This window comes from Acidimicrobiales bacterium (genome assembly GCA_035540975.1).
Taxonomy (GTDB): Bacteria; Actinomycetota; Acidimicrobiia; order Acidimicrobiales.
The window spans coordinates 1-20,203 of record DATLFN010000102.1; the positions used below are offsets into that span (position 1 = coordinate 1).

At 75.4% G+C, this 20,203-nt stretch carries 21 protein-coding genes and 1 tRNA gene; 10 read left to right on the forward strand and 12 right to left on the reverse strand.

Annotation, left to right across the window (positions count from 1 at the left end; genetic code table 11):
• The 3 genes from VM242_10925 to VM242_10935 form a co-directional block, all read left to right on the forward strand.
• Positions 1–252, forward strand: a 252-nt coding sequence (locus tag VM242_10925; protein HVM05676.1) for a hypothetical protein, incomplete at its 5' end; no start/stop codon positions are given.
• A gap of 151 nt (positions 253–403) precedes the next feature.
• Entirely contained in the window at positions 404–913 is a 510-nt protein-coding gene (locus VM242_10930; protein HVM05677.1) for a nucleoside deaminase, read from the forward strand.
• 157 nt (positions 914–1,070) lie between these two features.
• Positions 1,071–1,241, forward strand: coding sequence for a hypothetical protein (locus VM242_10935; protein ID HVM05678.1), 171 nt, complete (start codon positions 1,071–1,073; stop codon positions 1,239–1,241).
• Positions 1,242–1,377: 136 nt separating this feature from the next.
• Here VM242_10935 and VM242_10940 read toward each other — a convergent pair.
• The 4 genes from VM242_10940 to VM242_10955 all read right to left on the reverse strand — a co-directional run bounded on the left by VM242_10940 (position 1,378) and on the right by VM242_10955 (position 5,109).
• A tRNA-Ser gene (locus VM242_10940) sits at positions 1,378–1,464 on the reverse strand.
• 101 nt (positions 1,465–1,565) lie between these two features.
• The gene (locus tag VM242_10945) at positions 1,566–3,248 is read right to left on the reverse strand and encodes a hypothetical protein (protein ID HVM05679.1); all 1,683 of its coding nucleotides are present in this window, start codon (positions 3,246–3,248) and stop codon (positions 1,566–1,568) included.
• Positions 3,249–3,424: 176 nt separating this feature from the next.
• Positions 3,425–4,174: an HAD family hydrolase gene (locus VM242_10950; protein HVM05680.1), complete on the reverse strand. Its 750-nt coding sequence runs from the start codon at positions 4,172–4,174 to the stop codon at positions 3,425–3,427.
• Positions 4,171–5,109 (reverse strand): MBL fold metallo-hydrolase, encoded by a 939-nt coding sequence (locus tag VM242_10955; protein HVM05681.1) that lies wholly within the window; start codon positions 5,107–5,109, stop codon positions 4,171–4,173. The genes VM242_10950 and VM242_10955 overlap by 4 nt, the downstream gene beginning before the upstream one ends.
• A 17-nt stretch (positions 5,110–5,126) precedes the next feature.
• Between VM242_10955 and VM242_10960 the strand changes: the two genes are divergently transcribed.
• Both VM242_10960 and VM242_10965 read left to right on the forward strand, forming a co-directional pair.
• Complete coding sequence (locus VM242_10960) at positions 5,127–5,639, forward strand: DinB family protein (protein HVM05682.1); 513 nt, start codon at positions 5,127–5,129, stop codon at positions 5,637–5,639.
• A gap of 58 nt (positions 5,640–5,697) precedes the next feature.
• Complete coding sequence (locus VM242_10965; protein HVM05683.1) at positions 5,698–6,588, forward strand: YrzE family protein; 891 nt, start codon at positions 5,698–5,700, stop codon at positions 6,586–6,588.
• A gap of 59 nt (positions 6,589–6,647) precedes the next feature.
• Here VM242_10965 and VM242_10970 read toward each other — a convergent pair whose 3' ends face one another.
• Positions 6,648–8,237, reverse strand: coding sequence for an ABC-F family ATP-binding cassette domain-containing protein (locus VM242_10970; protein HVM05684.1), 1,590 nt, complete (start codon positions 8,235–8,237; stop codon positions 6,648–6,650).
• Positions 8,238–8,285: 48 nt separating this feature from the next.
• The gene (locus tag VM242_10975; GenBank protein HVM05685.1) at positions 8,286–8,975 is read right to left on the reverse strand and encodes a DsbA family protein; all 690 of its coding nucleotides are present in this window, start codon (positions 8,973–8,975) and stop codon (positions 8,286–8,288) included.
• A 51-nt stretch (positions 8,976–9,026) separates the two neighbouring features.
• On the opposite strand from VM242_10975, the gene VM242_10980 reads away from it, so the two are divergent.
• A complete protein-coding gene (locus tag VM242_10980; GenBank protein ID HVM05686.1) occupies positions 9,027–9,644 on the forward strand; it encodes an RDD family protein in 618 nt (205 codons plus the stop codon).
• Between the two features lie 4 nt (positions 9,645–9,648).
• Here VM242_10980 and VM242_10985 read toward each other — a convergent pair whose 3' ends face one another.
• Positions 9,649–10,230 (reverse strand): YceI family protein, encoded by a 582-nt coding sequence (locus VM242_10985; protein ID HVM05687.1) that lies wholly within the window; start codon positions 10,228–10,230, stop codon positions 9,649–9,651.
• Positions 10,231–10,309: 79 nt separating this feature from the next.
• Here VM242_10985 and VM242_10990 point away from each other — a divergent pair, with 79 nt between their 5' ends.
• Together VM242_10990 and VM242_10995 are read left to right on the forward strand one after the other, a co-directional pair.
• Complete coding sequence (locus VM242_10990; protein ID HVM05688.1) at positions 10,310–10,774, forward strand: MarR family transcriptional regulator; 465 nt, start codon at positions 10,310–10,312, stop codon at positions 10,772–10,774.
• A gap of 116 nt (positions 10,775–10,890) precedes the next feature.
• The gene (locus VM242_10995; GenBank protein HVM05689.1) at positions 10,891–11,901 is read left to right on the forward strand and encodes a DnaJ C-terminal domain-containing protein; all 1,011 of its coding nucleotides are present in this window, start codon (positions 10,891–10,893) and stop codon (positions 11,899–11,901) included.
• Positions 11,902–11,932: 31 nt separating this feature from the next.
• Here the strand turns inward: VM242_10995 and VM242_11000 are convergent, their stop codons facing one another.
• The 5 genes from VM242_11000 to VM242_11020 form a co-directional block, all read right to left on the reverse strand.
• Positions 11,933–12,739, reverse strand: coding sequence for an ABC transporter permease (locus tag VM242_11000; GenBank protein ID HVM05690.1), 807 nt, complete (start codon positions 12,737–12,739; stop codon positions 11,933–11,935).
• A gap of 20 nt (positions 12,740–12,759) precedes the next feature.
• Positions 12,760–13,698, reverse strand: coding sequence for an ABC transporter ATP-binding protein (locus tag VM242_11005; GenBank protein HVM05691.1), 939 nt, complete (start codon positions 13,696–13,698; stop codon positions 12,760–12,762).
• 38 nt (positions 13,699–13,736) lie between these two features.
• Positions 13,737–15,032 (reverse strand): DUF445 domain-containing protein, encoded by a 1,296-nt coding sequence (locus VM242_11010; protein ID HVM05692.1) that lies wholly within the window; start codon positions 15,030–15,032, stop codon positions 13,737–13,739.
• Between the two features lie 223 nt (positions 15,033–15,255).
• Entirely contained in the window at positions 15,256–15,534 is a 279-nt protein-coding gene (locus VM242_11015) for a hypothetical protein (protein HVM05693.1), read from the reverse strand.
• A gap of 221 nt (positions 15,535–15,755) precedes the next feature.
• Entirely contained in the window at positions 15,756–18,941 is a 3,186-nt protein-coding gene (locus tag VM242_11020) for an EAL domain-containing protein (protein HVM05694.1), read from the reverse strand.
• Positions 18,942–19,071: 130 nt separating this feature from the next.
• Between VM242_11020 and VM242_11025 the strand changes: the two genes are divergently transcribed.
• Together VM242_11025 and VM242_11030 are read left to right on the forward strand one after the other, a co-directional pair.
• On the forward strand, positions 19,072–19,695 hold the full coding sequence (locus VM242_11025; protein ID HVM05695.1) for a sigma-70 family RNA polymerase sigma factor: 624 nt from the start codon (positions 19,072–19,074) through the stop codon (positions 19,693–19,695).
• 25 nt (positions 19,696–19,720) lie between these two features.
• Positions 19,721–20,203, forward strand: a 483-nt coding sequence (locus VM242_11030; GenBank protein HVM05696.1) for a hypothetical protein, incomplete at its 3' end; no start/stop codon positions are given.

The following is a 20,203-nucleotide window of genomic DNA, read 5'->3' on the forward strand; positions in this document are numbered from 1 at the left end:
GGCGGGGGCGGCGTCATCACCGCCTCGACCACGGCCGGCGGGGCGGCGGGGGCAGGCTCGGCGGCGGGAACGGGCGACGGCTCCGGCCCCTCAGCGACCACCGGCTGGGGCGCGGGGACCACGGCGGGCTCGGTGCGGGCCGCCGTCGGAGGCGGGGCGCCGTCGGTGGGGCGCGTCCAGGCGGCGAGGACGCTCACCACGAACAGCACGGCGACCGCCGCGCCCGGATTCTTCCTCGCTCCCCACCCCTGACGAAGCAAGCCGCTCCCTCGCCCGTTGCCGACCGGACGGCCCCAGCGCCGCCCGGACGGATCCACGCAAGATTCGCCACCGCCGCCGCGATCACCTTCCCGGACGTTGGTTCCTGGCGGAAGCGGCGGGGGCGGCCGCTACGGTCGGCGCCGTGACCGACGAGGAGGCGATGCGGCTGGCCCTCGCCGAGGCCGCCCTCGCTCCCCGGCACGGCGACGTCCCCGTCGGCGCGGTGGCCCTGGTCGGCGGCGAGGTGGTGGCCCGCCGCCACAACGAGCGGGAGCGGGCACAGGACCCGCTGGCCCACGCCGAGGTGCTGGCGCTCGGCGACGCGGCCGGGGCGCTGGGAACGTGGCGGCTCGACGCCCTCACCCTGGTCGTGTCGCTGGAGCCGTGCCCCATGTGCGCCGGTGCTCTGGTCGCCGCCCGGGTCGCGCGTGTGGTGTTCGGCGCCGCCGACCCCAAGGCGGGCGCCTGCGGGTCGCTCTACAACCTGTGCGCCGATCCCAGACTGAACCACGCCGTCGACGTCACGCACGGAGTGCTGGCCGACGAGGCGGGCGCCCTCCTCACCGCCTTCTTCGCCGGCCGGCGCCGGCCCGCCCGCACGGGACGGCCGGCACGCGCCACCGGGCCGAGGGGGTCGGATCTGACACGGTGAGGCGGGCCTCAGGACGGTTCGCGACAACGTCCGCTTCGGCCGCTCTCCCACCCCCTCGTGGGCACAAGAGCCCGGGCGGGACGTCCGTCGCCGGGCCGCAGCAGCGCGTGCCGCCGTGGTCGTCTAGGAAGCGCCGGCCTGGGGGAAGGACCCGTCCATGAGCGCCCACGTCATCGGTCGGCCCCACGACGACCTCCTCGACGTCCTCCTCGGCCCCGGCGCCGAGCCCGAGCAGGCGTTCATCGCCGGCCGGGAGGAGGGCCCGGAGGAGGGCGGCGGCGGCGAGGACCACCCGCTGGGCGAGGAGCCCACCGAGGCGGACCGGTAGCCGCCGGAACCGCGCTGACGCCAGCGTTGTCCATGCGGCGGTCCGGGGGCTCGCCGATGGCTGCAATGGACACTGCCCGACCGCCGCCGAACATGCCGCTGACCTGGGCCTTCGTGCGAAAGCCCAGGTCAGTCAGCGGAGGGGGTGGGATTTGAACCCACGGTGAGGTTGCCCCCACAACGGTTTTCGAGACCGTCCGATTCGGCCGCTCTCGCACCCCTCCGGGAACACCCGAGCGTACCGGACGGCGACTCGGGCCCACGCGCGAGGAAGGGGCCCCCGAGGGCCCCTTCCTCATCCGCCGAGACCGGCGGTCACTTCATCTCAGTCCATCTCGGGGCGACGGGCCCAGCGGCGCACGCCCAGGGCGAGCACGGCCATGCCGGCGGCCAGGATGCCGAGGGTGCGGGTGTCGCCACCCGTGCGGGGCAGCTCGGCCACGGGGACCGGAGCGGCCGCGACGGCGGGCGCCGGGGCGGAGGCCAGCTTGAACTGGGATGCCGACTGGACCGAACCCACCTTCAGGGTGAGGCCCTGGGTGAGGGCGCCCACCGTGGCCGGCAGGTTCAGCAGGTTGCCCAGGTTGAGGGCGCCGCTGCCGAGGAGGGGAAGCTCACCCAGCGGGTTGGCGACCCCGGCGGCCTGGAGCTTGCCGAGCGACGACAGGCCCGTGTTGCCGGTCAGCGTGGCGACCAGGTTCTGCAGGATCGCCGGCGGCGTGATCTTGACGTTCAGCACGTCGATGCCGGCCAGGGCCTGGTTGTACCCGTTGGCGGTGGTGAGGCTGGTGGCCTTCTCGAGGACGCCGACGTGGACCAGGTCCTTCAGCGAGGGGTCGATGACCGACAGCACGTTGCCGAGGGTCGAGGTGACGCCGTTCAGCAGCTCGCCGATGGAGAGCAGGTCGACGCCCGGCAGCTGGATGCCGAGGACCGTGAGGCCGCCGAGCTTGCCGGTGACGTCGGCGACCGACGAGGCCAGCGAGTCGGTGGCCTTGGTCGTGGCACCGATGGTGGCGCCGTCGAGCTTCAGCAGCGTCAGGTCGTCCAGCAGGTTCAGGGCGGTGCCGAGCAGGTTGGTCAGCGTGTCCTGGAGGGTGGTCAGCAGGCCCTCGACCGTGCCCAGGGGCAGGTTCAGCGAGCTGACGTCGGTGAGGTTGAGGCCGTTGAGGGGCAGGGCGAGGGGCAGGCCGCCGAGCAGGCCCTCGATGGCCGGCACGTCGCCGACGATCGAGCTCAGCAGGGCGTTGTCGCCCGCGACCTGGCCCAAAATGCCGGTGATCGTCGTGAGCAGCCCGTCCACGGCCGACTGGAGGTCGGCGGCTCCCGTCGGCAGGGCGAGGGGCACGTTCAGCGTCTCGAGCAGACCGCTGACGACGCCGAGGGGCAGCTCGGCCAGGTCGAGGTTGAGGCCGGCCAGGAGGTCGCCCAGGCTCAGCAGCGAGATGGCGTCGATGCCGAGCGCCCGGGTGCCGTTGGCGGCGGGCAGGGCGGCAGCGGTGCCCATCTTGTTGTTGACGCTGACGATCTGCAGCAGGCCGCTGACCAGCGACAGGTCGGCGAGCTTGGCGTCGAGGCCGGAGCGGGCGCCGTCGGCGTCCAGCGCCGAGGTCAGGCTGGTCGGGATGAGCGAGCCGCCGAGGAGGCCGAGCGGCAGGCCCAGGAGACCCGACGGGCCGCCGAGGTCGAGGGCGGAGCCGCTGACGTTGGGGTTGCCGCCCGGGGTGCGCGACTCGAACGTCGGCAGGGCGGACACCAGGTTGCTGAGGCCGGGCAGCAGGCCCGAGGCCAGGGAGACGGGCACCAGGGTGCTGACCGCGTGGGCCGGCCCCTGCTCGACGTCGATGGTGCTCTGGGCGGAGTCGGCGAGGACGCCGAGGTTCAGGAGCGCACCGGCGTTCCCGAGTTGGAGGCCGAGGAGCGTGTGCGACGCCCTGGAGGTCCCCACTCCCTCGGCGCTCTGGGCCCCGGCCGGGCTGGGCCCGGCGATCGTGGCGGTCAGGCACAAGGCCGCCGCGCTGGCGACTAGACGAACAGCGAACTTCCTCTTTTTCACAGTCCCACCTGTCTCGAAGAGTTTCCCCGGTTATGACAACCAGGCCCGATCGGCGCCGGTGTGCCAAAGGATGGGGGAGTGATCACTTCTCGTCAAGTAAGAGTTGCGGCCCGTCCCGAAGATCCCGATTACGCCGACTTCGGCCCGGGTATAACGGGCTGTTTCGGAACGCCGCCATGCCAAGTTCGGACTAGTGCGACCAGCTCGGGGAGATCCTGGATGGTCGCATCGGGAGCCACGTCGAAGCCGGGGACCAGCGGGTTCGGGCGCAGCACGGCCCGCATCCCGATCGACCGGGCGCCGAAGACGTCGTCGTACGGGCGGTCCCCCACGAAGACGACCCGCGACGGTTCGGCGACGCCCAGGCCGTCGAGCACCGCCCGGAACGCCTCGGGATGGGGCTTGGTGTAGTCGAGCTCGCTGGTGTAGCAGCGGACGTCGATGAGCGCGGCCAGCCCGTCCCGCTCGAGGAAGTGCTCGTGGAACGAGCGGGGCCAGTGGGTGTTGGAGAGGAGCCCGATCCCGAGGCCCGCCTGGCGGAGCGCCCGCAGGGTGGGAACGGCGTGGGGGTCGTGGCGGACGTGGGGCGTCCACGAGTCGAGGTGGTGGGTGGCCGCCTCCTCGAGCACCGCCTCCGCCACGTCGAGGCCGAGGTCCGCCGAGGCGCTCGACAACAGAGAGGAGAGGGTGGTGCTGCGCTGGTCGACGGCGATGCGGGCCCACGACGCCTCCTCGACGGCCACCAGCCGGGCCAGCACCTCCTCCTCCCGGTCGGGCGCCAGGTGCCGCGCCGCCATCCGCCACATGTCGATCATCTCGATGCCGGCGTACTCGGCCAGCGTGCCGCCCCAGTCGAAGACCACGGCCTCGACCGTCATACCGCACGCCCCGGGCCGCCCTCGGCGGGCACGCCCTCCCGCTTCTCCAACCAGCGGCGCAGCCCGGCGGCGTTGGAGTGGACGCCGTTGAGGGTCTCCAGCTTCTCCTGGTGCGAGCCGTCGACGCCGACCAGGTCGGCGGCGAAGGCGGAGTCCAGGGCGGCGGCCACGTCCCGGCCGTCCCGCCACGCCCGCTCGGCCACGGCGGCCCAGCGGCTGAGCGTCTCGGCCGCCTCCTCCAGCACCGTGGCCGGGGAGGGCACCAGGCCGTAGTGCGCCAGGGCGATGCCGGCCGGCCGGCGCTCGGCGAAGCGGCGCAGCGAGTGCAGGGCCAGGTCGAGGTCGAAGTCGGGCGGCGGCGTGGCCGGGCGCAGCACGCCGGCGTCGGGGAGGCGGACGCCCACGGCGTCGCCGGCGAAGAGGAGCCCGCTCCCGGAGTCGTGCACGGCCAGGTGGTGCTTGGCATGGCCCGGCGAGTCCACCGCGGTGAGGGTGTGGCCGGGCCCGACGACGATCTGGTCGCCGTCGCCGAGGACCCGGATGCGCTCGGCCGGCGTGGGCTCGAGGCGGCCGTAGAGAGCGTCGAGGAGGTCGCCGTAGACCTGCCCGGCGGACGCCACCAGGCGGGACGGGTCGGCCAGGTGGCGGGCCCCCTTCTCGTGGACGTGGACGGTGGCGGTCGGGAAGGCACGGGCGACGTCGCCCACCCCGCCGGCGTGGTCCAGATGGACGTGGGTGACCACCACGGCGGCCAGGTCGCGGGCGCCGACGCCCAGCGCCTCGAGGGCGGCGAGCAGGGTGGGCACCGACGTCTGGCTCCCCGTCTCCACCAGGACCGGCGCCGGCCCCTCGATCAGGTAGCCGGCGGTGACCCGGTCCCATCCACCCAGGCGGGTGTCGATCTCGACCACCCCGGGGGCGACGCTGGCGGGCACCGGCGTACGGTAGCGGCATGGCTTCGGCGGGCGGGCGCTGCCCGGAGTGCGGGTTCGACCCGTCAACGGTGAGCCCGTCGGACGCCGCCGTGGCGGCCCGGTCGTTCCCCCGGCGCTTCCGCGCCCTGCTCGTCCGGCCCGACGACGAGGACCCCGCCATCGTCCACCGCCGGCCGGCGGGTGGCGGCCCGTCCGCCGCCGGCCACGCCCTCGCCGCCGCCGCGGGGATGGCCGCCGCCGCCGGCGCCCTCGGCCGCGTCCTCACGGCCGACGACCCCACCGTCGACCTCGACCCGGGGCCGCCGCCCGCCGCCGGCGAGCCTGCGCTCGACGTCGTGCTGGACCGGGTGGCGGTGGCCGCCGGCGTCCTCGCCGCCGCCGTCGAGGGCGCCTCCGCCTCCGAGTGGGCCCGGCCGGGCCGCCTCCCCGGCGGCGAGCACGTCAGCGCCCTCGACGTGGCCCGGGCCGGCGTGCACGCCGGGGCCCACCACCTCCGGGCCGCCGAGCGCACCCTGGCCCGGGCCCGGTAGCCGTTTCCCGCGCCGGGGGCGGGGGGAAGTCCCAGCCACAGGCACTGAGGAGGCAGCCATGGCACACACGAGGGCGCACGTCGTGGAGACCCGGGGGGATCGGGCCGCGCTGGCGCACCACGCCGGCCTGGGACGCGTCTCGCTGGTCAGCGTCCTGGCCGGCGTGCTCGTGGCGTACGGGGCGTTCGCCGTGCTGCTGGCGATCACCGCCGCCGTCGCCGAGTCCGCCGGCCTCGACACCGACCTCACCGCCAACGAGTGGCGGGGCCTGGGCACCACGGGCGGCGCCATCGTCGCCGGTGTCCTGCTCGTGTGCTACCTGTTCGGGGGCTACGTGGCCGGGCGCATGGCCCGCCGGGCGGGCGCCACCAACGGCGTGATGGTGTTCGTGCTCGGCCTGCTGGTCGCCGTCGGGGTCACCGGGCTGGTCAACGTGTTCACCGACGGCGACGACATCCTCCGAAACCTTCGCAACGTGGGCATCCCCACCTCGGGCGAGGAGTGGGAGGACGTGGCGACGGTCGCCGGGCTCGGCTCGCTGCTCGCCATGCTGCTGGGTTCCCTGGTCGGCGGCGTCCTGGGGGAGCGCTGGCACGCCAAGCTCCTGGCCCGGGCCGCCGACCCCAGCGTCGGCCCCGAGGCGCAGGCGCGGGCCGAGGCCGAGCACCACCGCCGCGAGCTCCAGCGAGCCGAGGAGCGGGCCCGGGACAGCCGGCTCGACCCCGTGAGCACCGGTGACACGCCCGCCACCACCGTCCTCGACCGTGACCGCGGCGAGGACGACCGCGTGCCCGCCGGCTACGCCGACGGCGACGTCGCCCCCACCACCTCCGCCGGGGCCGACCGGCGGTTCACCGCCGCCGACCCCGGCGGCGACGACGCCCCCCTGGCCTCCGGCCCCGACGACGGCCTCACCCGGGCCGAGCGCCGCCGCCTCCGGTCGCGCTGAAGGTCCCCGGTCGCCGGGTACCTGCCCCTTCGGGGCGCAGGTCCCCGGCGCCGTCGCGTTCAGGCCAGCTCGACCAGCTCGAGCAGGTCGTCGCTGAACCAGTCCACCGTGCCCTCGGGCAGCTGGAGGGCCCGGTGGGGCGCCAGCGCCTCCACGAAGGCGGCGTCGTGGCTCACCAGGACCATGGCGCCGGGCCAGGCGGCCAGCGCCTCGGCCACCGCCTCCCTCGACGGCGGGTCGAGGTTGTTGGTCGGCTCGTCCAGGAAGAGGAGGTTGTGGCGCCCGGCGACCAGCTGGGCGAGCGACAGCTTGGTCTTCTCGCCGCCCGAGAGCGTGCCGGCGTCCTGGAAGGCGATGTCGCCCACCAGGCCGAACATCCCCAGCAGGTTGCGCAGCTCCTGGTCGCCGAGGGCGCAGTCCTCCCGCAGGTGGGAGATGACGTCCTTCCCGCCTTGGATCCCCTCGTGCTCCTGGGCGTAGTACCCGCCGGACACGCCGTGGCCCAGCCGCACGTCGCCCCGGTCCGCATCGGTGACGCCGGCCATGATGCGCAGGAGGGTCGTCTTTCCGGCGCCGTTGAGCCCCATCACCAGCAGGCGCTGGCCCCGCTCGACCTCGAGCGACACGTCGTCGAGCACGGGCGGTCCGCCGTAGGCCTTGGTGACGCCGGCGGCGGAGAGCACGAGGCGGCCCGACGGCGGGGCGGGCGGGAAGCGCATGCGGTAGCGGCGCTCGCGCGTCGGCCCGCTCACGGCGCCCGCCTCCAGCCGTGACACCCGGGCGTCGATGGACTTGGCCGCCCTCGCCCGCCGCTGCGTCTGGCCCCGCATCGAGTCGGCCAGGGAGCTGAGGCGGGCGATCTCCCCCGCCTGGCGCTCGGCCAGCCGGGCCAGGCGCTCCTCGTCCCGCCGGCGGGCGGTCCGGTACTGGCTGTAGGTGCCCTTGTAGGCGACGACGTCCCCCTCGTCGAGGTGGAGGATGCGGGTGATGGCCTCGTCGAGGAGGGCGAGGTCGTGGCTGACGACCAGGAGGGCGCCCCGGTAGGAGCGGAGGAACCCCATGAGCCAGGCGACGGCGTCGGTGTCGAGGTGGTTGGTGGGCTCGTCGAGCAGGAGCAGGTCGCTGCCGGCGAAGAGGATCCGGGCCAGCTCCACCCGGCGGCGCTCGCCGCCCGAGAGCATCTGCACGGGCAGGTCGATGCGGTCGGGGGCGAGGCCCAGCCCGGCCACGATGCGGCGGACCTCGGACTCGGCGGCGTAGCCGCCGGCGTCGTTGAAGGCGTCCTCGGCCCGGCTGAAGCGCTCGACGTTGCGCGCCGACGGGTCCTCCTCGATGGCGATGCGCAGCTTCTCGATGCGCTGGGCCGCCTCGTCCAGGCCGCGTCCCGACAGCACGTGGGACAGGGCGGTGGCGTCCACGCCGCTGCCCGCCGGTCGGGCCTCCTGGCGCAGGTAGCCGAGGGAGCCGCGGCGCAGGGCCGTGCCGCCGGCCGGGGGGGCCTCGCCGGCCAGGACGGCGAGCGTGCTGGTCTTGCCGGCGCCGTTGCGGCCGACCAGTCCCACCTTCTCGCCGGCGCGCACGGAGAAGGTGGCGCCCGAGACCACCAGCCGCCCACCCACCTCGACCTCCAGGTCACGTACCTGCAGCACGGCCCCATGGTGGTGCCTGCCCCCTCAGGGGGCCATTCGGTCCCGCGCTCACCCGCCGGCGGGGACGGCCGCCCGGCGGAGGAGGTCGCCGTACACGGACGGGTCGTCGGCGTCGATCACCGGGAAGCCCCGGCCCTTCTCCCCCTCCCAGTGGAGCTCGACGCCCGGGTTGTGGGCATCGGTGCCGTCGGGGAGGAAGAGGTGGGGCGATCCCTGGACGCCGTCGGTGGCGGCCTTCTCGGCCTGGTCCATCAGGGTGCGCCGGGCGGTGCCGGCGTCCAGCGCCTTGGCCAGCACGCCGGCGTCGACCTCGGGGCACGACCCGGCCACGTCGAGCACGACGTGGCGCAGGCCGATGGGACGGCTGCGGCCGAACAGCGCCACCCGCAGTGCCCGGTCCAGCGCCTCCGAGGCCCGCAGCGACTGCTCCTTGGCCGCCTGGACCGCCTCCAGCGCCAGCAGGACGGTGCCCGCGTACTGCCACTCGGGGCGCCGCCACATCTGCCAGCCGGCGCCCGGCTCCAGCGCCCCGGCCACCGGGATCTCGGCGTCGAGGATGGGCTTGGGCGTCCCCCGCTCGTTCAGCACCTCGAGGGGGAAGGCCCGGTGGTCGAGCACGACGTCGTCGACCAGTTCCAGCTCGGCCCGCACGCGGTGGAGCCGGGCCACCGCCACGTGGGACCACGGGCAGGCGAGGTCGGACCACACGACGAGCGTTCCCGGCGCGGGCGTCTCCATCCGGGCTTCCTTCCCCGTCGCCGGTGCCGGCATCCCGCTACCGTCGCCCGGGTGGAGGACGGCGGGCCCGGAGAAGGCGACGCGGAGCAGGCGGCGCTCGCCACCCCGGGCCAGCGCCTCGGGGGCGCACTGGTGGACGGCGCCGCCTTCCAGCTCGCCGCCTTCGCCCTCGCCCCGCTCGACGCCGCCGCCGCCGCCGTCGTCAGCACCGCCGTCTACCTGACCTACGTCGTCGGGATGACGGCGACCCGGGGCCAGACCCTGGGGAAGCTGGCCCTCGGGGCACGCGTCGCCGACGCCCACACGGGCGCCCTGCCCACCCTGTGGCAGGCGGCGACCCGGGCGGTCGTGCCCCTGGCCGGCCTGGTGGTCGACGTGGCCCTGGGCGTGGCCGCCGTGGGCGCCTTCTGGGTCCTCACCGTCTACGGCTGGCTGCTGGCCGACGACCGCCGCCGCGGCCTGCACGACCGGGCGGCGGGCACGGTGGTGGTCGACACCGAGCGCTCGGAATCGCACCGGCGGCTGGGGATCGTCGCCGTGGCGGCCGCCGTCGCCGTCACCGCCGTGCTGGTCGCCGTGGCCGTGGACGACCTGGAGGACGAGCCGCTCACCGCTCCCGCCACCGGTGGGGGGGCGTGGCGGGGGGCGGCTGAGCGGCTGAGCGGCTGAGCGGCTATTGCCCGGCGGTCTCGGGGACGGCCTGGATGCTCAGCTCGATCTTGAGCTGGCGCCCGACGAGCACGCCGCCCGTCTCGAGGGCCATGTTCCAGGTCAGGCCGAACTCCTCACGGTCCACCTCGGTAACGCCGGAGAAGACCGCCCGGGGGCCCCCGTAGGCGGCGCCGATGCCCTCCAGCTCCACGTCGAGGCTGACGGGCCGGGTGACGCTCCGCAGGGTGAGGTCCCCGGTCACGTCCCAGTGACCGCGCCGGCCGGGACGGATCGACGTGCTGCGGAAGGTGATCTCGGGGTGGTCGGCCACGTCCAGGAAGTCGGCGGCGCGGAGGTGCTCGTCGCGGCGGGCGTCGGCCGTGTCGATGCTGGCGGCGTCGATCGTGACCTCGACGGACGAGTCCCCGGGCCGCTCGCCGACGACGATGCGGCCGGAGAAGTCGGCGAACCGGCCCCGCACCTTCGAGATCATCATGTGGCGGGCGACGACCTCGACGCTGGAGTGCGACGGGTCGATGACCCAGGTGCCGGGGGCGGGAAGCGCGACGCCGTCGAGGACACGGGATGCGGTGGCGGTGGTCATGGCATGCTCCTTGGAGGTCGGGAATCTGTAACTCTCAACAGTTGCTAAGGCAACTTATTCCGCCGGTTAGAGTGGGGACGTGGCAGAGACGCCCGACGAGCCACGGCTCGCCGCTTGGCGCGCGTTCATCCGGGCCCACGCCAGCGTGGTCGACCGCCTGGACCACGAGCTGCAGGCCGAGCAGGACCTGCCGCTCACCTGGTACGAGGTGCTGTTCCACCTGGAGCGCTCGCCCGAGCACCGGCTCCGGTTGAGCGACCTGGCGTCACGCCTGCTGCTCAGCCGCAGCGGCATCACCCGGCTGGTCGACCGCATGGTGGCGGCCGGCGTCATCGAGCGCCAGGCCTGCCCGACCGACCGCCGGGGTGCCTTCGCCGCGCTCACGCCCGAGGGTCTCACCCGCCTCCGCCGGGCGCGCCCCGTCCACCTGCGCGGCATCCAGGAGCACTTCGCCGTCCACATCCACCCCGACGAGGTCGACCCGGTGCGGGCGGCCCTGGAACGGGTGCTCGCCGCCGGCCAGGAGCCTTCCTCACCCGGCTGAGCCCCGCCCCCGGCGGGTGCCCCTTCTCCGGGCCCGAGGCCCCCGGCCGGGAATGGTGGTCGGCGGGCCAGGGTTGACAATGGACGACTCAGGTTTGGCAGGAGGGCGATCGCGCCATGGCGGTTCGGGCCGAGTGGCTGGAGAAGGACTACTACGACGTGCTCGGCGTCCCCGGGACGGCGAGCGACGAGGAGCTGAACCGCGCCTACCGGCGTCTGGCCAGGCGGCTGCACCCCGACGCCAACCCGGGCGACCCGGCGGCCGAGGAGCGGTTCAAGGAGGTCACGGCCGCCTACGACGTGCTGGGCGACCCGGAGCGCCGGCGTGAGTACGACGAGGCCCGCCGGCTGCGGGCGTCGGGCTTCGCCGGCGGGCCCGGGCCCGGCGACGGGCCGGGGTTCGGCGGGCCGGGATTCGGCGGGCCGGGGTTCGGGCCGGGTGGGTTCACGTTCCGCTTCGAGGAGGGTGACGGCGGGGGCTTCGGGTTCGGCGGCTTCGACCTCGGCGATCTCCTGGGCGACGTGTTCGGCGGTGGCACGGCCGAAGGCGGGCCGCGCCCGCCCCGCCCCCGCCCGGGCCGCGACCTGGTCGCCGAGCTCCCGCTGACCCTCGAGGAGGCGGTCCGGGGCACCACCCGGTCCGTCACCCTTGCCGGGGGCGACGGCCAGGCGCCCCGCACGGTGCGTGCCCGCGTGCCCGCCGGCGTCGACGACGGCCAGACCGTCCGCCTCCCGGGCCGGGGCGAGCCCGGGGGCGACGGCGGGCCGGCCGGCGACCTCCTCCTGCGGGTACGCGTCGAGCCCCATCGGCGGTTCGGCCGCCAGGGTCGCGACGTCACCGTCACCGTCCCCGTCACGTTCCCCGAGGCGGCCCTGGGCACGGTCGTCACCGTGCCGACCCTCGACGACCCCGTCACCCTGCGGGTCCCGCCCGGGACCCCGTCGGGACGGACGTTCCGGGTGCGCGGCCGCGGCGTCCCCGCGGCCGGCGGGGCGCCGGCCGGTGACCTGCTGGTCACCGTCGAGGTCGCCGTCCCGCCCACCCTGACGCCCGAGCAGCGCCGGGCCGTCGAGGCGTTGGCCGCCGCCCTGGGCGACGCCGACCCCCGCGCCGGCCTCGACGGCTGACGTCCCCGGCCGGGCGGCGGCGCCGAAGCGGCTAGAGGCGGCCGTCGATGCCGAGGAGGCGGGGGCGGGTGACGGCCCGGGCACCCCGGGCCAGGCCGACGGCGGCGGCGACCCACACCAGGAGCCCGATGCCGATGCCCGACGCCGTCGTCCCGAAGATGAACCCGCTGGACTGCGCGTACGACACCATGATCAGCGGCAGGGTCACCAGGCCCGACGCCTGCTGGGCCGCCGCCGAGCTCTTCACCCGGGCCGACAGCCGCAGCACCACCGAGAGGGTGAGGGCCAGGAACGGTGGTACCACCCACACCATCAGCACCCACCACTCGGACGTGGGGAAGAACCACCCGCCGACCCGCGGCCCGACGATGAGGTTCACGATCAGCGAGTAGACGCCGAAGCCGACCATCGTCGTGAGGTAGCCGGGCACGAGGCTGGCGATCAGCTTGCCCAGGTAGAGCTCGCGGTCGCTGGCCGGCGAGTGGGCCAGGAACTCCCCCGTCCCCCGCTCCTTCTCGCCCACCAGCGTGTTGGCGCCCACCGCCGTCGAGATGGTCATGGGCACGATCACGGCCAGCGGGGCGAAGAGGTAGACGGCCAGGGCGTACGACGTCTGCCCGGCGGCGTCGCTGGTCTTGCCCTCCACCGCCGCCCGGGCGGCCGAGGGCAGCACGTCGACGGCCGTCGCCACCCGCTGGATGGCGGGCGAGGTCTCGGCCGCCGTGATGAGCGACAGGAGGACGGCCGGCGCGACGACGAAGAAGAACCCGGCCAGGATCATCATCGGCACCCAGAAGTCCGGGCTCTGGCGGAGCTGGCGAAGGTCCGTCCTCGCCACGGTCAAGATCCGCCGGCGGTTCACGGCTCCTCCCCGACGTCCGCCGACCGGCGGCGGACGGCGAAGTAGAGCTCCTCGAGGGTCGGCTCGTGGGGCGTCACCCGGCGCAGCCGGGCCCCGACCGCCACCAGCCCGGCGACCAGGTCGGGCACGCGGCTCAGGTCGTCCACGGTGACCACGGCCCCCGCGCCGTTGCGCTCGTAACCGAGCACCCCGGGAGCGCCGGCCGCCGCGTCCAGCGCCTCCCGGTTCTCGGCGTCGACGGCCACCGTGGGGTGGGGCCAGTAGCGGGCGACCAGCTCCTCGGGCGAGCCCGACACCAGGTCGCGGCCCGCCTCCAGCATCACCACCTGGTCGGCCAGACCCTCCGCCTCGAGCAGCAGGTGCGTGCACATGACCACCGTCTTGCCGTCCGCCGCCATCTCGTCGATCAGGCGCAGGACGGCGTGCGACGACTCGGGGTCGAGGCCCGACGTGGGCTCGTCGAGGAGGAGCAGGTCGGGGTCGTGGAGGACGGCGCGGGCCAGGGCCAGGCGGGTCTTCATGCCCGTCGAGTAGCCGCCGACCCGCAGGGACAGGGCGGCGTCGATCCCGAAGCGGGCGGCGCTGGCCTCGATTGGCGCCGACGGCCCGAGCCCGTAGAGCTCGGCCGAGTAACGCAGGTTGTCGTAGCCCGACAGGCGGTCGTACAGGGCCGACCTGGCCGAGACCACCCCGCAGCGGCGACGGACGTTCTCGCCGTCGACGGTGGGGTCGAGGCCGAACACGGCGACCGTCCCGTGCTCGGGAGGCAGGGCGCCGGTGATCATGCGGACGGCCGTCGTCTTGCCGGCGCCGTTGGGCCCGAGCAGCACGGTGACGGTCCCTGGGGCGACCCGCAGCGATAGCCCGTCCAGGGCCACCACGTCGCCGAAGGTGCGCCGGACGCCGTCCAGCCGCACCACGTCGTCGGCCGGCATCCCCGTCAAGGGTAGCGACGCCGGCGCGCCGGGCGGGCTCATCCGAGGGCCCTGGCCACGGCGTGCAGGCCGAGGCCGGCGGCGCCTCCGACGACGGTGCCGTTGATGCGGATGTACTGGAGGTCGGGCCCGAGCAGCAGCTCCAGCCGGCGGGAGGTCTCCTCGCCGTCCCAGCGGGCGATGGTGCCGCCGACCAGCTGGGTGATCTCGCCCGAGAAGTGGCGGACCACGTAGCGGGCGGCGGTCTCGACCCCCTCCTGGGCCCGGCCCACCAACGCCGGGTCGTCGGCTAGCCGGCGGGCGGCGGCCGCCAGCGCCGCCTCCAACCGCGTCCGCAGGGCGGACGCCGGGTCGGCCGCCTGGGCCCCCAGCTGCGGCTTGGCGTCGGCCCACAGCGACGCCACCCAGTCGCGCAGCTGCGGCTGCTCGAGCAGCTCGGCCTTGAGGCGCTCGCCCCGCTCCCGCAGCTCGGGCGACGTCTCCAGTTCCTCGGCCAGGCGGGCCAGTCGCTGGTCGAGCTGGCGGCGGAGATCGTGGCCGGGGTCGTCGGCCACCTCCCGCAGCACCGAGCGGGCGCCGTCCAGGAGTCGCTCGAAGATGCGGTGCTCCACCGCCCCGGGGAGCCACCACGGCGAGCTGCGGCCGAAGCGCTCGGCCAGCTCCAGCCGGTGCTCGTCGAGCCAGCGGTCGAGACCGTTCACGGCGGCATCGAGCGCCTCGTCGTGGCGGCCGTCCGAGGTGGCGAAGCGCAGGGCCCGGCCGGCGAGGGGTGCCAGCGCCACCGACTCCAGCCGGCCGCGCACCACGTCCTCCAGCAGGCGGTGGACCTCCTCGTCCTCGACCAGGTCGGCCACCGCCACCAGGGCGTCGGCCAGGTGGCCCGCCACCCGCCCGGCATTGGCCGGCGCCGCCAGCCAGTCGGCGGCCCGCCTGGCCACCGCCGCCGCTCGCACCCGCTCGGCCACGGAGTCGGGGGTGAGGAAGCTCTCCTGGACGAAGGCGCCCAGGGTGGCCCCGAACTGGTCCTTGCGCTCCCGGACGATGGCGGTGTGGGGCACCGGGACCCCGAGCGGGTGGCGGAACAGCGCCGTCACCGCGAACCAGTCGGCCAGGCCGCCGATCAGGGCCGCCTCCGAGCCGGCCCGCACCCACTCGGCCCACCCGCCGTCGCCGGCGGCGACCGTGGATGCGACGAAGACGACGGCGACGCCGGCCAGCAGGGCGGTCGCCCGGCGCTTGGCCGCCGACAGCTGCCGGGCCTTGGCCTCCTCGGAGCGGGAGAGGGGGAGCGCCACCGGAGCAGTCTGGGCCGCCGGGGCGGCGTCGAGGGCCATGGCCACCACCTACCCCGTCGCGTTCACCCGCACGGCGCCCGGCGCCCGTACCACAGCCTGGACGCGCCGGAGCCCCTGGGCGAACCAGGGGCTCCGTAGCTCCCGGGGGGCGGGACGTCCCTACCCTATCGTCCTGAACGGCGGTGTCGAGGCCGAATCCTGGTTTTCGTCGGTCCTCCCGGAATTTTCCGGCCGGAACGGCTGCCGACGAGGACGGGCGGCGTCACACCATCAACCGGTGGCGCAGGCCCCCGCTGGCCGCGATCTCGGCCCGGATGGAGGCGTGCCGCTCCGCGTTGCGCTGCTCGACGACCAGGTGGGCGACGCCTGCCGCCGCGCCCATGAGCAGGGCGCTCGCCACGGTGCGCACGACCCCGTCGAGGAGGCTGCCGCCGTCGCGGGCGACGGCCGCCCAACCGGCGAGGAACGCGGCCAGCGCGGGCAGCGCCAGCCAGAGGTGGCCCCACGGCTTCTTCGTCGCCCGGAGTGATCCCGGCATCATCGGCGTCGTCCTCCACCAGGTCGCGGGCGGCACCGAACGGTGCCGCACCTGTCGAACGTAGGCATCTCCTCCCGGTTCGCCTAGGCACATTCCGCTCGGACTAGGCCGACTGGCCCGATCGGGTACCTCCGGCCCCACCGTCGGTCACGGTAGGGGGAGCGGCGCGGGCGTCCGCTGGCGGACGCGGCGGCGGCGGCGCGGTGAGGGCGGTGACAGCAGGTTCAGGTGGAGACGACGTAGCGCAGGAGGCCGGCCAGGAGGTCGGGGACGTCGGTCTTGTCGAAGAAGGCGGTGGCGCCCTGGCTGGCGGCCGAGTCGGCCACGTCCGCGGCGTCGAGGCCCGACAGGACGGCCACCTTGGCGCCCGGGCACACGGCCTGGATGAGGGGCAACGCCTCCAGCCCTCCCATGCCCGGCATGGCGAGGTCGAGCAGCACCAGGTCGGGCTCGAGGTGGCGGGCCAGGGCGATGGCCTGGCGACCGTCGTCGGCCTCGCCGACGACCTGGAAGCCGTCCGATTCCAGCAGCGACCGCAGCAGCGCTCGCACGGAGCGATCGTCGTCGACGAGGAGCACCCGGCACGGCCGGGTTCCCGACGACACGAGGGCGAGTTGGCGGGGCCGCAGGGGGCCGGGGGAGACGGAGTGGGTGGCGATCCAGCGCTCGGCGTCGGCCGCAGACAGCGGCTGGCTCCACAGGTACCCCTGGCCCTGCTCGCACCCGATGGCCCGCAGCTCGGCCAGCTGGTCGATCGTCTCCACCCCCTCGGCGATGGCGGTGAGCCCGAAGGCATGGGCCAGGTCGACCACCCCGGCGACGATGGCCCGGTCCTCGCGGCTGGTCCCCAGGCCCTCGACGAACGAGCGGTCGATCTTCAAGATGTCGACGGGGAAGCGCTTCAGGTAGGTCAGCGACGAGAACCCGGTGCCGAAGTCGTCGACGCCGACGTCGACGCCCAGCGCCTTCAGCCGGTGCATCGCCCGCGCGCTGGCGACGGCGTCCTCCAGCAGCACGCTCTCGGTGATCTCGAGGCACAGCAGCGACGGCTCCAGGCCGGACGACGAGAGCGCGGCAGCCACCACGTCGTGCAGGTCGGGCGCCATGAGCTGGCGGGCGGAGAGGTTCACGCAGAGGCCGATCGGGTGGCGCCAGGGGTCCGAGGGCTGCCACTCGCAGACCTGGCGGCACGCCTCGGTGAGGACCCAGACGCCGAGCGGGACGATCAGCCCCGTCTCCTCGGCGACCGGGACGAACTCGGACGGCGGGAGGAGCCCCCGGTCGGGGTGGCGCCAGCGCACGAGCGCCTCGACACCGACCACCTGGTTGGTGGTGATGTCGACCTGGGGCTGGTAGTACACGACCAGCTCGCCCCGGTCCATGCCCCGGCGCAGGGCGTTCGCCGTCTCGTGGCGGGCCACGGCGAGCAGGCGCGTCTCGGCGTCGAACGTCTCGAACCGGTCGCGACCGCGGTCCTTGGCCCGGTACATGGCGGCGTCGGCGTCGCGCACGAGGGTCTCCGGCGTGTCGGCGTCGCACCCGGGCGGCGAGTAGGCGATCCCGATGCTGACGGTCACCATCGTCTCCTCGCCGGCCACCTCGGCGGGCCGGGCCAGCTCGGCGGCGAAACGGGCCGCCAGCCGCTCGGCGGCCGGAACCCCGTTGAGCTCAGCGCACAGGACGACGAACTCGTCGCCCCCGAAGCGGGCCACGCTGTCGCCCGGGCGCACCGACGCCCGCAGGCGGCGCGCCACCTCGACCAGCAGCTCGTCGCCGGCGGCGTGGCCGAGGCTGTCGTTCAGCCACTTGAACCGGTCGACGTCGATGAAGAGAACGGCGACGCCCGAGCTGGTCCGGGCCCGGGCGGCCAGGGCGTGCTCCAGCCGGTCGAGGAACAAGCGGCGGTTGGGCAGCCCGGTGAGCCCGTCGTGGAGCGCCTGGTGGGCGACGGCGTCCTCCGCCAGCTTCCGGTCGGTGACGTCCTGCATGGTGCCGACCAGCCGCGCCGGCGCGCCGTCCTCGTCGGTGAGGAGCTGGGTGTGGGCGTCGATCCATCGCACGTCGCCGCCCGGGAGGACGATCCGCAGGCGCATGGAGATGGGTGGATCGCCCCGGCGGGAGGCCGCCCAGGCGGCCTCGACGGCCTCGACGTCGTCGGGGTGGATCCGCGACGTGAACGCCGCTGCGTGGTCCCGCACCTCGCCCGCGTCGAAGCCGAGGAGCCGGTGCATCTCGTCGGACCAGTCGACCTCGCCCGTGACCAGGTCCCAGCGGTAGCTGCCCAGGCGGGCGGTGTGCTGCGCCTCGGCGAGGAGCGCCTCCTTCTCGGCCAGCTCGGCCTGGGCCGCCCGGTCGCGGGCCACCAGGTCGGCCCGGTCGAGAGCGAGGCCGGTGAGGTGGCCCAGGGTCTCGAGGATCACCACCTCGTCCTGGCCGAAGATCGGCGTGGTGGCGTTCCCCTGTACGACGAGCAGCCCGTCGCTGGCGGCGACGGCCACGACGTCGGACGCGGGCACCCGGCGAGCGGCGTGCAGCGCCCCCGCCCGCGAGACCAGGGCCCGCGCCCCCTCGTCGTCGACGCCGTGGGCCGCCACGACGGCACCACCGGCGTCGGCCAGCACGGCCGAGCGGGCGCCCAGCATGGCGGCCGCCTGGGGGAGCACGATGGCGGCCACGGCGTCGGTGGTGTCGGCCAGCATCAGGTCGGCCTCGGCCAGTCGGAGCCGGTCGGCCTCCTCCCGGCGCCAGACCGTGCGGAGCGAGCGGGGCGGCGCGAACCCGACGACGAACAGCCCGGCGCTCACCAGCCCGAGGAGCTGGCCGGCCAGGGAGACCCGGCCCGACGTTCCCAAGTCGCCGCCGGCCACCAACAACAGGCCGGCGTTCAACAACACGGCGGCGACGCCCAGCATCCGCATCCGGCGGCGGACCACGGCGGCCTGCCCCGATCCCGCCCGCCACAGGCCGCGCACGCCCAGGGACGACAGCACCGTCCACTGGAGGACGAACCAGGCCGTGTAGGCGACGAACCACCACGGCCGAGCCTCGCCGTCGCCGGGGAAGCCGGGCAGGGCGGTGGTGGCCAGCAGCAGCATGCCGGTGGCGACCCGGGCGCCCACGTCGGTGCGGCGGCGGGTGCCTCCGAACGCGGCGCCGAAGCGGAAAAGGCAGTAGGGGAAGAGGCCGAGCAGGACGACGACGGCCCGGGCGAGGGCGGCGTAGCCGGCGTCGCCGGCGGCCGAGGCGGGCAGGAACCGCCCGGCCAGGACGGCCCCGGCGAGCACGGTGAACGTGGCCGTCATCCAGGCCGCCGCCCCGGTGCGGAGGCGAGCCCAGCGCAGCGACGACGCGGCGGCCAGGGCCGTGAAGCCGCCCAGCTCCAGGAGTTGGACAGCCTCGTACACGCCCACGGGGGGAGCATCGGCAGGAGGGGCCGGTTGTGAAGTTGCCGGGCCCCCGCGGGGCGACGGCCTGCGATCACGGCCTAGGGTCTCTGCCCATGCCTCCCGTCGGTTCGCCGCGGGCGGTGCTGTGGGAGAGGTGGCCGTGTACGCAGGGCGTCCCGGGGATCCGGAGCATCTTGGTCGGCAGTTCGACCCGGTCGTCGCCGCCGCCCGTGCCGGCTCGGGCTGGGCGGCGGAGCGCCTCTGGCGCGCCCTCGCCCCGGCCGTGGCCGGCTACCTCCGGGTGCAGGGGGCGGCGGAGCCCGAGGACCTGACCAGCGAGGTCTTCGTGGGCGTGTTCCGCAACCTGGGCTCGTTCCGGGGCGACGAGGAGGCGTTCCGGGCGTGGGTGTTCACCATCGCCCACCGCCGGCTCCTCGACGAGCGGCGCCGGGCGGCGCGCCACCCCCGCCCCGTGGAGCTGCCGAGCGACGACGGTGGGGCCCGGGCGCCGTCGGGGCGGGACGGGCCGGGGACGCCGATGGCCGCCAGCGCCGAGCACGACGCCCTGCGCCGGCTCGGAGCCGACCGGGTCCGGGCCCTCTGCGCCCGCCTGGCGCCCGACCAGCGGGACGTGCTGGTGCTGCGCCTGGTCGGAGGCCTCACCATCGAGGAGGTGGCGACCGCCATCGGCAAGACCCCGGGAGCCGTCAAGTCGCTCCAGCACCGGGCGGTCGCCGCGCTCCGGAAGATTCTCGACCAGGAGGGCGTAACCCTCTGAGCCCCGCCGGCGATTACCCGGCTGAATGAGCCGAAGCGACTCTCTCGACGATGCCGCCATCGAGGCGCTCCTCGCCGGCAACGGGGCCGGTGGCGAGCTCGCCTCCCTGGTGGCGTTCGTCGGGGAGCTGCGCAGCCAGGCGACGGGGCCCGTCCCCGTCCCCTCGCCTCGGCTCGCCTCCATGCTGGAGCTCGGCTTCGCCCCCGACGGCGGCGGCGCACCGGCGGCCGCAGACCACGCAGGCGGGCGTGGGCTGCGGCCGGCCGGGTCGCGCCGGCGCGGGCCCGGCGCCGTCCGGGCGGCGGTCGCCGGCGTCGCCGCGGTCGTCGGCCTCACGGCTGCCGGCGCCGCCGGTGCGCTTCCCGGCGCCGCTCAGGACGCCGTCGCCACCGCCGTCGAGGCGGTCACCCCCTTCGAGTTCCCCAAGCAGGCCGACGACCGGGCGGTCACCGGCAAGCGCGTGGGCACGGGAGCCACCGAGGGCGGGCCCGAGGGGCCCGAGATCGCC

What these genes read in the sequence shown, in the direction of transcription:
- VM242_10935 (HVM05678.1), top strand. Translation starts at nt 1,071, where the DNA reads ATGAGCGCCCACGTCATCGGTCGGCCCCACGACGACCTCCTCGACGTC.
- VM242_10950 (HVM05680.1), bottom strand. Translation starts at nt 4,174, where the DNA reads ATGACGGTCGAGGCCGTGGTCTTCGACTGGGGCGGCACGCTGGCCGAG.
- VM242_10960 (HVM05682.1), top strand. Translation starts at nt 5,127, where the DNA reads ATGGCTTCGGCGGGCGGGCGCTGCCCGGAGTGCGGGTTCGACCCGTCA.
- VM242_10965 (HVM05683.1), top strand. Translation starts at nt 5,698, where the DNA reads ATGGCACACACGAGGGCGCACGTCGTGGAGACCCGGGGGGATCGGGCC.
- VM242_10975 (HVM05685.1), bottom strand. Translation starts at nt 8,975, where the DNA reads ATGGAGACGCCCGCGCCGGGAACGCTCGTCGTGTGGTCCGACCTCGCC.
- VM242_10985 (HVM05687.1), bottom strand. Translation starts at nt 10,230, where the DNA reads ATGACCACCGCCACCGCATCCCGTGTCCTCGACGGCGTCGCGCTTCCC.
- VM242_10995 (HVM05689.1), top strand. Translation starts at nt 10,891, where the DNA reads ATGGCGGTTCGGGCCGAGTGGCTGGAGAAGGACTACTACGACGTGCTC.
- VM242_11005 (HVM05691.1), bottom strand. Translation starts at nt 13,698, where the DNA reads ATGCCGGCCGACGACGTGGTGCGGCTGGACGGCGTCCGGCGCACCTTC.
- VM242_11010 (HVM05692.1), bottom strand. Translation starts at nt 15,032, where the DNA reads ATGGCCCTCGACGCCGCCCCGGCGGCCCAGACTGCTCCGGTGGCGCTC.
- VM242_11015 (HVM05693.1), bottom strand. Translation starts at nt 15,534, where the DNA reads ATGATGCCGGGATCACTCCGGGCGACGAAGAAGCCGTGGGGCCACCTC.